The sequence below is a fragment of the Pseudomonas mucoides genome (assembly GCF_015461845.1).
Taxonomy (GTDB): domain Bacteria; phylum Pseudomonadota; class Gammaproteobacteria; order Pseudomonadales; family Pseudomonadaceae; genus Aquipseudomonas; species Aquipseudomonas mucoides.
The window spans coordinates 214333-230170 of sequence record NZ_JACOPW010000009.1; the positions used below are offsets into that span (position 1 = coordinate 214333).

13 protein-coding genes and 1 riboswitch are annotated in these 15838 nt (G+C 60.5%); of the genes, 2 read left to right on the plus strand and 11 right to left on the minus strand.

Annotated features, from left to right (window positions below; translation table 11 throughout):
• A complete protein-coding gene (locus H8F22_RS28400) occupies positions 1 to 1533 on the plus strand; it encodes an AhpA/YtjB family protein (protein WP_027922003.1) in 1533 nt (510 codons plus the stop codon).
• A 252-nt stretch (positions 1534 to 1785) separates the two neighbouring features.
• Here the strand turns inward: H8F22_RS28400 and H8F22_RS28405 are convergent, their stop codons facing one another.
• The 9 genes from H8F22_RS28405 to H8F22_RS28445 all read right to left on the minus strand — a co-directional run bounded on the left by H8F22_RS28405 (position 1786) and on the right by H8F22_RS28445 (position 11188).
• Complete coding sequence (locus tag H8F22_RS28405) at positions 1786 to 2499, minus strand: PqiC family protein (protein WP_027922004.1); 714 nt, start codon at positions 2497 to 2499, stop codon at positions 1786 to 1788.
• Positions 2500 to 2675: 176 nt separating this feature from the next.
• Positions 2676 to 4943 (minus strand): DNA topoisomerase IV subunit A, encoded by a 2268-nt coding sequence (gene parC / locus H8F22_RS28410; RefSeq protein ID WP_027922005.1) that lies wholly within the window; start codon positions 4941 to 4943, stop codon positions 2676 to 2678.
• Positions 4944 to 4950: 7 nt separating this feature from the next.
• Positions 4951 to 5475 carry a retropepsin-like aspartic protease family protein gene (locus H8F22_RS28415; protein ID WP_027922006.1) on the minus strand — a complete coding sequence of 175 codons (525 nt, stop codon included), beginning with the start codon at positions 5473 to 5475 and terminating at the stop codon, positions 4951 to 4953.
• Positions 5472 to 6461: an esterase-like activity of phytase family protein gene (locus H8F22_RS28420; RefSeq protein WP_027922007.1), complete on the minus strand. Its 990-nt coding sequence runs from the start codon at positions 6459 to 6461 to the stop codon at positions 5472 to 5474. The genes H8F22_RS28415 and H8F22_RS28420 overlap by 4 nt, the downstream gene beginning before the upstream one ends.
• Positions 6461 to 8365, minus strand: a complete 1905-nt coding sequence (parE, locus tag H8F22_RS28425; RefSeq protein WP_194940973.1) for a DNA topoisomerase IV subunit B — start codon at positions 8363 to 8365, stop codon at positions 6461 to 6463. The genes H8F22_RS28420 and parE overlap by 1 nt, the downstream gene beginning before the upstream one ends.
• A gap of 54 nt (positions 8366 to 8419) precedes the next feature.
• Entirely contained in the window at positions 8420 to 9028 is a 609-nt protein-coding gene (locus tag H8F22_RS28430; RefSeq protein WP_059181734.1) for a YqiA/YcfP family alpha/beta fold hydrolase, read from the minus strand.
• A 184-nt stretch (positions 9029 to 9212) separates the two neighbouring features.
• Positions 9213 to 10028, minus strand: a complete 816-nt coding sequence (gene cpdA, locus H8F22_RS28435) for a 3',5'-cyclic-AMP phosphodiesterase (RefSeq protein WP_194940974.1) — start codon at positions 10026 to 10028, stop codon at positions 9213 to 9215.
• A 99-nt stretch (positions 10029 to 10127) separates the two neighbouring features.
• The gene (locus H8F22_RS28440; RefSeq protein WP_027922011.1) at positions 10128 to 10580 is read right to left on the minus strand and encodes a DUF1249 domain-containing protein; all 453 of its coding nucleotides are present in this window, start codon (positions 10578 to 10580) and stop codon (positions 10128 to 10130) included.
• On the minus strand, positions 10571 to 11188 hold the full coding sequence (locus tag H8F22_RS28445; RefSeq protein ID WP_027922012.1) for an NUDIX domain-containing protein: 618 nt from the start codon (positions 11186 to 11188) through the stop codon (positions 10571 to 10573). Before H8F22_RS28445 ends, H8F22_RS28440 begins: the two co-directional genes overlap by 10 nt.
• A gap of 228 nt (positions 11189 to 11416) precedes the next feature.
• Here H8F22_RS28445 and H8F22_RS28450 point away from each other — a divergent pair, with 228 nt between their 5' ends.
• Entirely contained in the window at positions 11417 to 12163 is a 747-nt protein-coding gene (locus H8F22_RS28450) for an RsiV family protein (protein ID WP_059181735.1), read from the plus strand.
• On the opposite strand, the gene cytX is transcribed toward H8F22_RS28450, so the two are convergent.
• A complete protein-coding gene (gene cytX / locus H8F22_RS28455) occupies positions 12132 to 13424 on the minus strand; it encodes a putative hydroxymethylpyrimidine transporter CytX (RefSeq protein ID WP_059181736.1) in 1293 nt (430 codons plus the stop codon). The two genes, H8F22_RS28450 and cytX, sit on opposite strands and share 32 nt — an antisense overlap.
• A gap of 106 nt (positions 13425 to 13530) precedes the next feature.
• Positions 13531 to 15420 (minus strand): phosphomethylpyrimidine synthase ThiC, encoded by a 1890-nt coding sequence (gene thiC / locus H8F22_RS28460; RefSeq protein WP_059181737.1) that lies wholly within the window; start codon positions 15418 to 15420, stop codon positions 13531 to 13533.
• 168 nt (positions 15421 to 15588) lie between these two features.
• Positions 15589 to 15694: riboswitch (TPP riboswitch) on the minus strand.
• Between the last annotated feature and the right edge of the window lie 144 nt (positions 15695 to 15838).

Here is a 15838-nt window from a genome sequence, read left to right on the forward strand (position 1 = left end):
GTGAACCGGCCCACGCCAGTAAAAACCGATAACTTCTTTCTGCTGATCTTCCGGGCACTGCGCCATCGCCGTGTACCGATTGCATTGCGCATCGCCAGCCATAACGTGATCCTGGTCGCTCTGGCCCTGGTGATCTACGCCTGCGTGATGGGTTTGCAGTTCAAGCAGGCCATGCACGAGCAGGCCGATGCGCTGGGCGAAAGCCTGACCACGCAGACCGCCACGTCCGCCACGGAGCTGTTGGTGTCCAACGACATCCTCAGCCTCAACGTGCTGCTCAACAACCTGACCAAGAATAAACTGGTGGCCCACGCCGCCATTTATAGCGTGGATAACCGCATCCTCGCCGAAGCCGGTCAGCGCCCCAAGCACAGCCTGTTGGGCGAAGCCGAGGGCATGTACCAGAGCAAGATCACGTTCCAGGACGTGACCGCCGGGCAACTGCGCATCAGCCTGGACATGGATCAGTTCCAGCAGCCGATGACCATCAGCCTGCAAAGCATGGGCATTTTGAGTGCGATACTGCTGGCCCTGTCCCTGGCCTTGAGCCTGCGCCTGGGTCGGCACATCTCCACGCCGCTGCTGCAATTGCGCGTGTGGCTGCGCAATATCGACGAATACACCCCGGCCACCGAGCGCCAGGATGAAATCGGCGACCTTGCCCGTCAGCTGCACGCCAATTTCGCACCAGAGCCGGCCGAACCCGAGCCAGCGCCAGAACCCGAGTACGACGAGAGCGACTACGAAGACGCGGACGACAACGAACCGACCTTCGAAGTGCGCAACTTGCGTGACCCGAGTTTTGACGAAACCAAGCCTGTGGCAGCCCTCAAACCGGCGCCACGGCACATTGTCAGCACCGCTGAAGACGATGACGACGATGATGCGTTTGCCGATCTGCGTGACGAGTCGGTCGCCAGCGCGCCGAAACCGGCGGCAAAACCGGTGATCTCGAACGTGCCGCAACACAGTGCGGTCCTGGCCGTGCAACTGGGCGCCCAGGATCAACTGCGTCGCCTGCCTCGCACACGCCTGGAAGAATTGCTGAAACGCTATCGCGACTGCCTCGATCAGGCCGCTTCGCTCTACCAGAGCGAACTGCATACCCTGAACGATGGCAGCACGCTGATGCTGTTCCACACCGAAGACAGCGGCGACGACTACCTGACCAACGCCATCTGCTGCGGTGAGCTGCTGCGAGCGCTGGGCCATCAGTTGCAGATCGAAGTCGCGGACAGCGGCATCACCCTGCAATTGCAGCTGGGTCTGACGCTGGGTGAAGAGTTGTTCGGTATGAGTCAGATCGACTTGCTGCTGACCGAGTCCGCCCAGGACGCCCTGGCCCTGTCGCAACACAGCCGCAACCTGCTGCTGGTGGAACGCAAGATCAGTGACGATGCACTGATCCGTCAGCGCGCACGGATTCGTCCGATTGCCAGCCCTGAGGGGGCTTGCTGTGTGGAGCGGCTGATGGAGCCTTATCCGTCGATGCTGGAGCGGCAGTTGGCGCGGATGCATGAGCGTCGGGCGTAAGCACTAGCCCCCGCTGTAAAAAAACCCGCAGATGAGTGATTGTCTGCGGGTTTTTTGTTGTCTGTTCTGGCCTCATCGCGAGCAAGCTCGCTCCCACAGGGATCTGTTGTGGACGCCGCCTCTGTGAACGCCAGAGACCCCCTGTGGGAGTGAGCTTGCTCGCGATGAGGCCGTCAGCAGCGCCGTAGACCTCCAACCTGCAGAAACAACAAAGCCCGCACAAGGCGGGCTTTGCTTTGGATCAGTCCAGGCTTAGAACCTGAACACTTCCATATCGGTCCGGATCGGTGACGCCATCGGGATCTTCGGTTGTTTCTCTTGCTCTGTCGCCGGTGCTACAGGCTTGGCAGCTGATTTCTTTGGCGCCTCAGCAATCGGTGGCTGGTTGGCCAATGGTTTCAACGCCACCGACAATTGCTCCGCCAGACGCTGCAACAACACCCCCTGAGCCTGAACCTGCGCCGCTGTGCCGCCCGCGTGCTGTTCCTGCAAATGAATGATGCGGTTGTCGCGAACCTGGCCACGACGATCAATCAAACGCCATTGCGCATCGAGGATGGCCGGTTGCGACTCACCGGAGTCCAGGCGAGTAATCGTCAGCAGCACCTGAACATCCGGCGTGAAACCGAGGGTCGCGGGCGCCAGCACAACACGCTGACTGTCCAGACGACCGGCTACCTGACGCAGCAACAACTGATCGATGTCCGAAGACAGGCTCCCGGCCCATCGACCGTCGGTCGACGCCTGAAGGCTGCCATCGGGCTGACGCTGCAACAGGGTTTCACGTTGCAGGTAATCAGCGACGGTTACCGGGCCCAACAATACGGCCATGCCCGCGCTTTGCGCAGGCGCAACCGGACTTCCACTGTCCAGTTGATACAGCGACACCGGCTGGTGAACGCTGCAACCCGCCAGGCCTAAAACGCCAGCGAGCATCAAAATAAAAGGAAGGCGCAGAGCAGTCATCGTCCCATCCAGGTGGCCGCCACAAGGCTGACCACAGTGAAAATACTCAATAAATGTGAAGAACGCTCGGCCACGCCGGCGCTTGAAAGGCCATATCATCCGTGAATATGCGTTCCGACTCCAGCGCCAATGCGTCGATCTACGCGTTAAATCGTAGATCGAGCGGTCTAGGACGCCTAATTGAGGTTTTCGACGAGCAGCGCATCGACCCGCTGGAAGCCACGTGGCAATTTGTTACCACGACGTCCACGCTCACCTTTGTAGTGTTCGAGGTCGTCTGCTTTCAGCGACAAGGTACGTTTCCCGGCCTGCAACACCAAAGTGGCACCCTCCGGCAGCACGGCGATGTCCGTGACATATTCTTCGCGATTGGCCACGCGTTCACCGGTGATGCCGATGATCTTGTTGCCTTTGCCCTTACCTAATTGTGGCAGGTCGCTGATCTTGAAGATCAGCAGGCGACCTTCGGTCGTGACCGAGGCCAGCCAGTTGCTCTCGCGATCGGCGACCGGGCGCGGAAGAATGACTTTCGAGTTGCTCGGCAGGCTCAGCAACGCCTTGCCGGCCTTGTTCTTGGCCTGGAAATCTTCACCTTTGACCACAAAGCCATACCCGGCGTCGGAGGCGATCACGTACAGCGAATCGTCTTCCGGCATCAACACGCATTCGAAGCTCGCGCCTGGCGGTGGCGTCAGACGACCGGTTAACGGCTCGCCCTGGCCACGGGCCGAAGGCAACGTGTGCGCCGCCACCGAATAACTGCGACCGGTGGAGTCGATAAACACCGCAAACTGGTTGGAGCGCCCGGCTGCGAGGGCCTTGAAGCCGTCACCGGCCTTGTAGGAAAGCCCGGTGGCGTCGATTTCGTGACCTTTGGCTGAACGGACCCAGCCTTTTTCCGACAGCACGACCGTCACTTTCTCGTTCGGCAGCAGGTCGTGCTCGGTCAGGGCCTTGGCCTCGGCGCGCTCGACAATCGGCGAACGACGGTCGTCGCCATAAGTTTCGGCGTCCTTGATCAGCTCGGTGCGCACCAGTTTTTTCAGCTTGGCTTCGCTGCTCAGCAGCGCTTGCAGCTTGGCTTGTTCCTTGAGCAGTTCATCCTGCTCGGCACGCAGTTTCATTTCTTCCAGTCGCGCCAACTGACGCAAACGGGTGTCGAGGATGTAGTCGGCCTGGATTTCGCTCAGGGCGAAACGCGCGATCAGGGCGGCTTTTGGGTGCTCCTCGGTACGGATGATGTGAATCACTTCATCCAGGTTGAGGTAGGCAATCAACAAACCGTCCAACAGGTGCAGGCGACGCTCGACCTTATCGAGGCGGAATTGCAGGCGGCGACGCACGGTCTGCACCCGGAATTCCAGCCATTCGACCAGCAGCGCCCGCAGGTTTTTCAGCTGCGGCTTGCCGTCCAGGCCGATGATGTTGATGTTGACCCGGTAGCTCGACTCCAGCTCGGTGCTGGCGAACAGGTGCGTCATCAGTGCATCGTGGTCAAAGTTTTTGCGCGCCCCCGGGATGATCACGATGCGGCACGGGTTTTCGTGGTCGGATTCGTCGCGCAAGTCAGCAATTTGCGGCGCCTTGGACGGCTTGGCCTGCATCATCGCGGCGATCTGTTCCAGCACCTTGGCACCGGACACCTGGTGCGGCAGCGCGGTGACAATAATGTCGCCGTCTTCGATGTGGTACACGGCGCGCATACGCACCGAGCCCTTGCCGGTCTCGTACATTTTCAGCAGGTCGGCGCGCGGGGTGATGATTTCCGCTTCGGTCGGGTAATCCGGGCCCTGGATGTGTTCACAGAGCTGTTCGACCGTGGCTTTGGGCTCATCAAGCAAACGCACGCACGCCGTCGCGACTTCGCGCAGGTTGTGCGGCGGCACGTCGGTGGCCATGCCCACGGCGATGCCGGTGGTGCCGTTGAGCAGGATGTTCGGCAAACGTGCCGGCAACACCAATGGCTCGTCGAGGGTGCCGTCAAAGTTCGGGCCCCAGTCCGCCGTGCCCTGGCCCAGTTCGCTGAGCAGCACTTCGGAATAACGCGACAGCCGCGCCTCGGTGTAACGCATGGCGGCGAAGGACTTGGGATCATCCGGCGCACCCCAGTTACCCTGACCGTCGACCAGCGTGTAGCGGTAGCTGAACGGCTGGGCCATCAGGACCATGGCTTCGTAGCAGGCCGAGTCGCCGTGCGGGTGGAACTTGCCGAGCACGTCACCGACGGTACGCGCCGATTTCTTGTGCTTGGAATCGGCGTCCAGCCCCAACTCGCTCATCGCGTAGATGATGCGTCGCTGTACCGGTTTCAGGCCGTCGCCGATATGCGGCAAGGCACGGTCCATGATCACGTACATGGAGTAATTGAGGTAGGCATTTTCGGTGAAGTCAGCCAGTGACCGGCGTTCTACACCGTCCAGGCTGAGATCAAGGGAGTCGCTCATGCGGGCCTCATCGGTTCGTTGTCTGGCGCAGCAGCATGGTGCCACCGCGCTGGGTAAATTCAAGTTTGTTCAGTGCGCTCATGCCGAGCAGCACCTGCTTACCTTCCAGGCCAGGGGCGACCAGCGCGCGAACATCACGCAACACAATGTCGCCCAGTTGCAGCCGGTCGATGCGGGTTCGATAGCCCTCGCTCAGACCGTTGGCCGTGCTCAGGGTCACCCCGAAGCCTTGTTCCAGTTTCAATCCCTCGGCCACACTGGCCGGAATTGACACATCCGTCGCCCCGGTATCGAGCATGAAATCCACCGGGTGGCCGTTGATCGCGCCGCTGGCGACAAAATGCCCCTGAACGTTGCTGACCAGCTTCACTTCGATAAACCCATCGCCCTGCTCGGAACTGACCACCCCATTCGGGTTTTGCTGCCGCTCTTCCCACTGCCCGAAAAACCGCGTGGCCAGAAACAGCGCCGCGCACCAGGCCAGCACCATCAACACACGACCGGCGCGCTTGCCCGGCGGTTGTTGACTCACGGCTTGGCGCTCCAGCCACCTTCAGGCGCGGCGAAGCGCCAGACAACCGGGCGAACTTCACCATCGGTACGGGGCCCGAAATTGTTGTCGACGCCAATCCAGGCACCGTCAGCGTCAATGATCAACGCCTCTTCCAGACCGTAGTTCTGCGAATAACGGCGGTTTTCCTGCAACAACTCGGCCGCATACGACCAGCAGCGTTCGACCTTGGCCGTCTGCGGGTCGCGGCGACAGATCTGATAGGCGTTGCGCTCAAGGGTAAACAACTTGCCCTCGAACAATGACAGGTCGGAGAAGTCCCGGTTAACCGGTTTGGCATGAGGGAACTGCGGCGGCTGCATTTCCATGCCCGCTTCGCTCAGCAGCACACAGCCACCGTCGCAATCCCATACGGTCTGTTTGCGCTTGATCGTCAACAAGCCGCGGCTTTGACGTTCGGCAGCGAACCATATTTGATCGCCCGCCGGATTGATCGCCAGCCCCTCGAACAGCGCATTGAACTGCAACAGCATGCCGCTGGCACGCGCTTCGCGAACCAGCATTGGCGAGATTTTCAACCAGCTCGCCGGCCCTGTAGGGGGTACCAGGAGGACGGCCGCATGGCCTTCGCTGACAATGTAGCGATTGCCGGCGCTGTCACAGGTAATGCCTTCGAAATCCAGATCGCCGCCACGCACGAACGACGCCGCCCAGGTTCGCGCACGCAACCCCCAGGGTAATCCGTTGTCCGGCACCGGAGGTACGCCGAGGCCCACGCTTTCGGCCTGCCAGGTCGCGTTGCTGGTATCAAGGCGGTAAATCTGATCGTCGTCGCGATCCGAGACCGTCCACAGGTCCTTGCCGCACTGGGCCAGTCCCGACAGGTTGCCGCCGCGCATGCCGTCAACGGGATGCTCGGAGACCACGCGCAATTCTGGTGCCGGTTCAGCAAAGGCCAGAACCGGGGTCAGAAGCAACGCACACGCCAGGGCAAAGCCGAGCCGCATCAACCAAGAACCTCGGCCAGGTTGCCCTTGGATTCCAGCCAGGACTTGCGGTCACCGGCACGTTTCTTCGCCAGCAGCATGTCCATCATTTCCGAGGTCGCAGCGAAATCGTCCAGGGTCAACTGCACCAGACGCCGGGTGTTCGGGTCCATGGTGGTTTCGCGCAGTTGCGGCGGGTTCATTTCACCCAGACCTTTAAATCGGGTGACCTGCGGCTTGCCGCGTTTCTTCTCGGCGACCAGACGATCGAGAATGCCATCGCGCTCGGCTTCGTCCAGGGCGTAGTAAATCTCCTTGCCCAAGTCGATGCGGTACAGCGGCGGCATCGCGACGTAGACGTGACCGGCATCCACCAACGGGCGGAAGTGCTGGACGAACAACGCGCACAGCAGCGTGGCAATGTGCAGACCGTCGGAGTCGGCGTCGGCGAGGATGCAGATCTTGCCGTAACGCAGCTGGCTCATGTCCGCCGCACCCGGATCGACACCGATGGCCACGGCGATGTTGTGCACTTCCTGGCTGGCCAGCACTTCGCTGCCATCGACTTCCCAGGTGTTCAGAATCTTGCCGCGCAACGGCAGGATCGCTTGAAACTCTTTGTCTCGTGCTTGCTTGGCGGAACCGCCGGCGGAATCACCTTCCACGAGGAACAGCTCGGAACGCATCGGGTCCTGCCCGGCGCAATCGGCGAGTTTGCCCGGCAGCGCCGGTCCTGCGGTGACGCGCTTGCGCTCGACCTTCTTGCTCGCCTTGAGGCGGCGGCCGGCGTTGTTGATCGCCAATTCCGCCAGGAGCATGCCGGTTTCCGGGTTGGCGTTGAGCCACAGGCTGAACGCGTCCTTGACCACACCGGAAACAAACGCCGCCGCTTCACGGGACGACAAACGCTCTTTGGTCTGGCCGGAGAATTGCGGCTCCTGCATTTTCATCGACAGGACGAAGGCGATGCGTTCCCAGACGTCTTCCGGCGCCAGCTTCACGCCGCGTGGCAGCAGGCTGCGGAATTCACAGAATTCGCGCATCGCATCGAGCAAACCCTGACGCAAACCGTTGACGTGTGTACCACCCTGGGCCGTCGGGATCAGGTTGACGTAGCTTTCCTGAACCGCGTCGCCCCCTTCCGGCAGCCACAACAGCGCCCAGTCGACCGCTTCTTTATTACCGGCCAGGCTGCCGCAGAACGGCTCGTCCGGCAGGCGTTCGAATTCGCTGACGGCGTCGACCAGATAGGAACGCAGGCCGTCTTCGTAATGCCATTCGACTTTCTCGCCGGTGGCTTTGTCTTCAAAACTGACCAGCAGCCCCGGGCAGAGAACGGCCTTGGCCTTGAGCACGTGCTTGAGGCGGCTGATGGAGAATTTCGGCGAATCGAAGTACTTCGGGTCCGGCGCAAAGAACACGCTGGTGCCGGTGTTGCGCTTGCCGACGGTGCCGACCACTTCCAGTTCGGTTTTCTTGTAACCGTCGGCGAACGTCATCTGGTATTCGTTGCCGTCACGCTTGACGCGCACCCGGACTTCGGTCGACAAGGCGTTGACCACGGAAATACCCACCCCGTGCAGACCGCCGGAGAACTGGTAGTTCTTGTTGGAAAACTTGCCGCCCGCATGGAGCTTGGTGAGGATCAGTTCGACCCCGGACACGCCCTCTTCCGGGTGAATGTCCACCGGCATGCCACGGCCGTCATCGCTGACTTCCAGGGAGTGATCGGCGTGCAGGATGACCTGCACCGAAGTCGCATGCCCGGCCAAGGCTTCGTCGACGCTGTTGTCGATGACTTCCTGGGCAAGGTGGTTCGGCCGACTGGTGTCGGTGTACATACCGGGGCGTTTACGCACCGGGTCGAGGCCCGAGAGGACTTCGATGGCGTCTGCGTTATAAGAGCTAGCGCTGGGAGTGGCCATGGGGTCTCGTCGTCCGCCTGTAAAAAGAGTGTTCGTTTAATAAGGGGCGAGGGTTCACAGTGCAGTGAAATCGATCGCCTGATACAAATCTGCGCCGATGCCGGCAAAACTCAGCATCGCCGGCAATTGCGCGGCGAAGCCCTGGAAACCATGGTCGCCACCGGCCTGGATGCGCAAGGCGCAGGCCCGGTAATACTGCTGGGCGAGGCGATAGTCCAGCGTTTCGTCACCGGTCTGCAACCACACCTGATACCGCTGCGGGTCCCGGGGCGCCGGCACTTCCAGTTCGGCCAAAGCTGTCACGTGGTCGTGGGTCAATTCCCAGGCTTCATCGGTATACAGGTTTTTCTGCGTTCCCAGGTACCCGTCGAACATCCGGTGCGGACTGACGGCCGGGTTGATCAGCAAAGCCTTGAGGCCATGACGCTCGGCCAAGTGAGTCGCATAGTAGCCGCCGAGTGAGCTGCCGACCAGCAGTGGCCGCCCCAGCGCTTCAATCGCCTGCTCCAGCTGACCGATGGCCTCGCGCGGGTGGTGATGCAAGGCCGGAACGCGCAGTTGATCGCTCAGGCCGAGTCGGTCCATCACCTGCATCAACTGCGTAGCCTTTTTCGACGAAGGCGCGCTGTTGAAACCGTGGATATAAAGGATCGAACCTGACATTTGAGCTCCCTGTGCGTCGGGTAAAGAGGCGCAGTTTACAGGGAGTCGAGGGGATCGGGGATATCCTTGAAATTCGTGGTGCCTTTGAGGGCGCCATCGCGAGCAGGCTCACGCCTACAGGGGTATGCATTCCAATGCAGGAGTGAGCCTGCTCACGATGGCCGCCCCCGGTCTTACTGAATACTCAATAGCCGTTAGAGCCGTAATCAACCTCAAAATCAAACCCGGTGACTCGTTCCACCCCGGTTTCAATCTGCCCATCCGGCAACAACCGCAACCAGCGATACCCCGGCGCCTGCTCCCCGACCTTGAAATCATCGCTGCCCGGCTCGAACTGAATGCAGGTCGACGGCGAGGCGATCAAACGAACGCCATTACGCAGCTGATCAATCTCCTGATGCACATGCCCCCACAAAACCGCCCGCACCTGCGGAAAACGATCCAGCACTGCAAACAGCGCCTCAGGATTGCGCAAGCCGATCGGCTCCATCCAGGCACAGCCAATCGACACCGGGTGATGGTGAAAACATACCAGATGATGCCGCTCCGGCGCCTCACTCAGCGATCGAACCAACAGCTGCAACTGCTCATCCTGCAAGTACCCCGGCACCGAACCCGGCACGGCGGAATCAAGCAAGGTGACTCGCCAGTTGCCGACATCCACCACCGGTTCCAGCAATGCGCTTTTCACCGCGGCCTCGGCCATGATCTGTGGCTCATCGTGATTGCCGGGAATCCAGCGCGCCGGCGTATCGAGTTGCCCGGTCAGGTCGCGAAACTGTTGGTAGGACTCCAGCGTCCCGTCCTGAGACAGGTCGCCGCTGGCAATGACCAGATCGATATTCGGCTGCTGAAGCTGCACCAGTTCGATGACTTTTTGCAGGCTGTCCCGCGTGTTCATACCCAGCAACGTCCCGTCCGCTTCGGCGAACAGATGGCTGTCGGAGAGTTGCACCAGCAACGCCGGATCGGCGGTGGTCAATGTGGATACGCTCGGCAAGGCGTTCTCCCAAGGCAGAATCACGGGGGTGGATAGGTGCCGCAATTATGCTGGGGGACGCTCAAAAGGGGAAACCTGTGAACCTGACGCAGTTCACAACTACCGCACAACGGCGTACTCGTGGCCGCACGCCAGGCAATGGCTCAGCCACTCACCCAGAAACATATTCAGCTGGGCCTTTTCGTCCGGCTGGTGCATCGAGGCGTTGGGATAAGGATAGATGCCGCGAAAACGCCGCGCATGTTCGGCGCTGACCACTTCGGCCATGCAGGCGTCGTGGTAGACCTGCACTTCCAGCTGCGGAATCGGCAGCCACGGCAGGCTGTGCTCCTGACGCACTTGCAGGGTCGTGGTGTACGGACAGACCTGCAACACTTCCAGCGCCAGCACGCCAAGCATCTGTTCGCCATGCGTTACGGCAATGCGCCGCGCCGCCGGCTCGTCGCGCATGTCCGGCAACAGTCGCATCAAGCGCGCGTAGTTCGCCTCACAGGAAGCTTGCAGCCCCGCAAGGTCCACCCGATAGCGATCGCGCAGCTTGTTTACGACCATAACCCCCTCACTTCAGCGCGGTTTAAAGCTAACCATTGCAAGGCAATGATGCTGGCCGCGTTGGCAATTCGTCCGTCGCGCACGGCCTGCAAGGCATCTTCTAACGCCCAGACCGTGACGCGGATATCTTCAGCTTCTTCCTCCAGCCCATGCAGGCCGCCAACCCCGGTAGAGTCGCAACGCCCCAGGAACAGGTGCACGAACTCATTGCTGCCGCCCGGCGACGGGAAATATTTGATCATCGGCCAGAGCGCCCCGAACACAAGCCCAGCTTCCTCCTGCCCTTCGCGGTGAGCAACTTCTTCCGGCACTTCTTCCTTGTCGATCAGACCAGCGACCAGCTCGATCAGCCAGGGGTTGTCGGTCTTGCCCATGGCGCCGACGCGAAACTGTTCGATCAGCACCACTTCGTCACGCTGCGGATCGTAAGGCAACACACACACGGCGTCGTGGCGCACGAACACTTCACGATTGATTTCACGACTCATGCCGCCGGCGAACAACTCGTGGCGCAAGTGCACACGGTGGAGCTTGTAAAAGCCCTCGTAACACATTTCGCGCCGAACGATATCAACGGTGGTCGGAATGGCGTTGGCAAAATCAGTCATGACAATCCTCTTTACTGCAAATCCGTTACGAGGCTCCTTTTTGTTACCTGCAACCTCGACTTCGCGCCATCCTAACGCGCCTGCGACATTTGATGCAGCCCCTTTCCCGTCAGCGGGATAGACGGTGAGGGCGAAACCAACTCTAATTAGCTTAGTGGCGAACTGACTGCTTCGTTGAGAGTCGAAGCGGATAACTTTTTGCCTTTCCCTGTTTTACAAAGGACGCCCATGTCGCTTTTTAAAATCGCCTCCGTGGCCGCAATCGCCCTGACGCTGGGCGCCTGCCAGAGTCTGTTTCAGCCCAACTACCGGGCGCCGCTGGAAACTACCCGCGACGCTACCGAAACCCTGAAACCGGGTTGCACCACACCCGATTGTCCGCTGGTGAACATCGATACATTGCGCTTCCCCGCCGAACCGCAGCTGGACGGCATCGTCGAAAAACGCCTGCTGCAAATGACCCGCACCACACCGGACGCCCCGGTGGCGCCGACGCTGACGGCCTATCGCGATGAGTTTTTGCGCACCGCCGGGCCGCGCTACAGCAGTTACCTGCAAGCCAAGGTACGTGAGCAGCATGACGGCTTGGTGATCGTCGAATTTTCCAGCTACCTGGACACCGGCGGCGCTCATGGCACACCGGGCCGCAGCTTTATCAACTATTCACGCCAGCAGCACAAAGTGCTGACGCTGTCGGACATGTTGGTGCCGGGTCAGGAAGAGGCGTTCTGGAAGGCGGCGCAAGTGGCGCACAACAGCTGGCTGATCAGCACCAAGCTCGATCAGGAACCGGAGTTCGTGAAGAGCTGGCCGTTCCAGAAAACCCAGAACGTGGCGCTGACCTACGGTGGGGTGATCCTCAAGTACGAAACCAGCACCATCGCGCCATACGCGCTGGGCCATGTCGAACTGAAGATCCCCTACCCTCGCCTGAATGGCATCATCAAGCCCGAGCTGTTTCCCGGCCGTAACTGAAAGCCCGGCCCAGCACCAGCTGCAGCAGCCCTGCCAGAATCAACGACGGCAGGGTTGCGCCGATGTCCGGATACAGATTGGCCAGCAAGTGATAGGTGCTCACCCCGCCCAACCAGGCGAGCAACGCCGGCCAGCGCAATGCGGCTGACGCCACCTGAGCCGAACGCTTGCGCAGAATGAAGTGATCCACCAGCACCACGCCGAACAGCGGCGCAAACACCGAACCGATCAACAGCAGGAAGTTTTGGTACTGGGCCAATGGCGCCAGGCACGCGATCAGTGTGCAAATCACGCCGATGGCCAACGCCAGATGCTCGACTTTCAAGCGCAACAGAATCCCGCTGGAAACGGCCGCCGAGTGAATGTCGGCGAAGGCGTTTTCCGACTCGTCCAACAGGATCAGCAACAGCGGAATGCCCAGGCCTGCACCCGCCAGCGCCAGCAACAAGGCATTCACTTCACCGCTCGGCGCGAACGCCAGGGTGTAGGCCACGCCCAGGCTCATCAGCCAGAAATTACCGATAAAGAAGCCCAGCGCGGTGCCGCCGAAGACGTTTTTCGCACGCTTGCCGAAACGCGAGTAGTCGGCAATCAGCGGCAGCCACGACAGCGGCATCGCGATAGCAATGTCGAAGCCGACGGCGAACGGCATCGAACCATCACCGGCCTGCGCCCACAAGGCAGCCAGATCGGCTTTGGCGAACAGGTTCCAGGTCAGCCAGATGCACGCGGCCAGCAACAGCCAGATGCCCCACTTGCGCAGGATCTGCCGCACGAATGTCAGAGGACCGCTGACGGCCAGCAACGTCGCCAGACCACCGAAGACAATGGTCCAGAGCAGCGGATTCGACAGCAGGCTGCCTTCGCTGAACGCCCGCGCGCCGAGCAGGCTGGCGGCATCACGCATGACGATGATTTCGAACGAGCCCCAACCGATCAGTTGCAGCAGGTTCAACACGGCCGGCAGGCTCGCGCCACGTTTGCCGAGGCAGAGTTTGAGCGCGGCCATCGACGACAGGCCGGTATCACTGCCGATCACGCCGACGGCGGCCAGCAGCAGAACGCCGACCAGGGTGCCGAGGAAGATCGCCAGCAGTGAGCCGGACAGGCCCAGGCCTGGCGCGAGCAAGGCGCCGGTCTGCAGCACCATCAAGCCGATGCCGAGGGAGAACCACAGGGAAAACAGATCACGACCGCCGAAAACGCGTTTGTCGGTTGGCACGGCGATGCCAGGGGAATAAGTACTCGGTTGAATGCTCAAGGGGGTTATCTCAAATAAGAGCAGAGGCAAGTTCAAGCGGCAAGCTACAAGTTAGAAGCAATCCGCAATCCGCTTCTTCTTGCAGCTTGTCGCTTGTCGCTCGTGGCTAGATTTTCTTGTACAGCTGACTGCCTTCCTGCTTGAACCGTTCAGCCTGATCCGCCAATCCCTGGGCGACCTCGGCATCCACGGTTTCGATCCGCTGGTTGGCCGCGTACTCACGGACTTCCTGAGTGATCTTCATCGAGCAGAATTTCGGCCCGCACATGGAGCAGAAGTGCGCGACCTTGGCCGAATCCTTCGGCAAGGTTTCATCGTGATACGAACGGGCGGTGTCTGGATCCAGGCCAAGGTTGAACTGGTCTTCCCAACGGAATTCGAACCGTGCCTTGCTCAAGGCATTGTCGCGAATCTGCGCGCCCGGATGTCCCTTCGCCAGATCGGCGGCATGCGCGGCGATCTTGTAGGTGATGATCCCGGTCTTCACATCATCCTTGTTCGGCAGGCCCAAGTGTTCCTTCGGCGTCACGTAGCAGAGCATCGCGCAACCGAACCAGCCGATCATCGCTGCACCGATCCCGGAGGTGATGTGGTCGTAACCCGGCGCGATGTCGGTGGTCAGCGGGCCGAGGGTGTAGAACGGCGCCTCGTCACAGCACTCGAGCTGCTTGTCCATGTTCTCTTTGATCAACTGCATCGGCACATGGCCCGGGCCTTCGATCATGCACTGCACGTCGTGCTTCCAGGCGATCTTGGTCAGCTCGCCGAGGGTTTCCAGCTCACCGAATTGTGCGGCGTCATTGGCGTCGGCAATCGAGCCCGGACGCAGGCCATCGCCCAGCGAGAAGCTGACGTCGTAGGCCTTCATGATTTCGCAGATGTCTTCGAAATGGGTGTAGAGGAAGTTTTCCTTGTGGTGCGCCAGGCACCACTTAGCCATGATCGAACCGCCACGGGAAACGATACCGGTCACGCGCTTGGCGGTCAGCGGCACATAACGCAGCAACACGCCGGCGTGGATGGTGAAGTAGTCGACGCCCTGCTCGGCCTGTTCGATCAGCGTGTCGCGGAACAACTCCCAGGTCAGGTCTTCAGCGGCGCCGCCGACTTTTTCCAGGGCCTGATAAATCGGCACCGTACCGATCGGCACCGGCGAGTTGCGGATGATCCACTCACGGGTTTCGTGAATGTGTTTGCCGGTGGACAAATCCATGACCGTGTCCGAACCCCAGCGAATACCCCAGGTCAGTTTCGCCACTTCTTCTTCGATGGACGAACCCAGGGCGCTGTTGCCGATGTTGCCGTTGATCTTCACCAGGAAGTTACGGCCGATGATCATCGGTTCCAGTTCGGTGTGGTTGATGTTGGCCGGAATGATCGCGCGGCCACGGGCGATTTCGTCACGGACGAATTCGGGGGTGATGATCTTCGGCACGCTGGCGCCGAAGCTGTGGCCGGCGTGTTGCTGGTCCAGCAGGCCAGCGGCGCGAGCCACTTCCAGCTTCATGTTTTCGCGGATGGCGACGTATTCCATCTCGGCGGTGATGATGCCTTGGCGGGCATAGTGCATCTGGCTGACGTTGGCCCCGGCCTTGGCGCGGCGCGGGTTGTTGACGTGGGCGAAGCGCAGTTTGGTCAGTTCGGCATCGGCGAGGCGTTCCTGGCCGAAATTGGAGCTCAGGCCCGGCAGGCGTTCAGTGTCGCCACGGGACTCGATCCACGCAGAACGCACATCGGCCAGGCCTTTGCGCACGTCGATGATGACATTGGGGTCGGTGTACGGGCCCGAGGTGTCGTACACCACCACCGGTGCATTGATCTCGCCGCCAAAGTCGGTCGGCGTTACATCCAGGCTGATTTCGCGCATGGGCACGAGGATGTCGGGGCGCGAGCCCTGGACATAGATTTTTTGCGAGCGGGTAAACGGTTGAACCGACTGTTGATCGACTTGGGCCGAATCACTCAGGTTCATCGTATTTTTTGGTTTTATCGTCATCACGGGCTCTCCAGACAGCATCCAGGCAGTGGAATTTTGTCGGAGCGAACCTGTAACGAATGGACGCGACCAATCAGCAATAACAAAGCTGTTGGTGCTGTGCTCAGTGCTCGAGGGGTGTTCGATTGTCGAACAACATCCCGGACGAAGCACAAGAGGACTCGCCGGGTGACGAGAAATCTTGTTCCCTACGCAGGCGCTAACCTGATCAGGTTCAACGGGATCCGAAATTATTCGATCTCAGCCTCATAGCAAGGCACCCCGACAAGAACCCGGCCAGTCTAGACACAACTGACAAAGAACGCCAACACCGCGCAAACACCTCGATGAATGGCAGAATCAGGATTGTTGCCGCCCCATTGCACAACTACACTCGCTACGCCAAGCCATGCATTGACGTGGTACGTGCCGCGCCTTA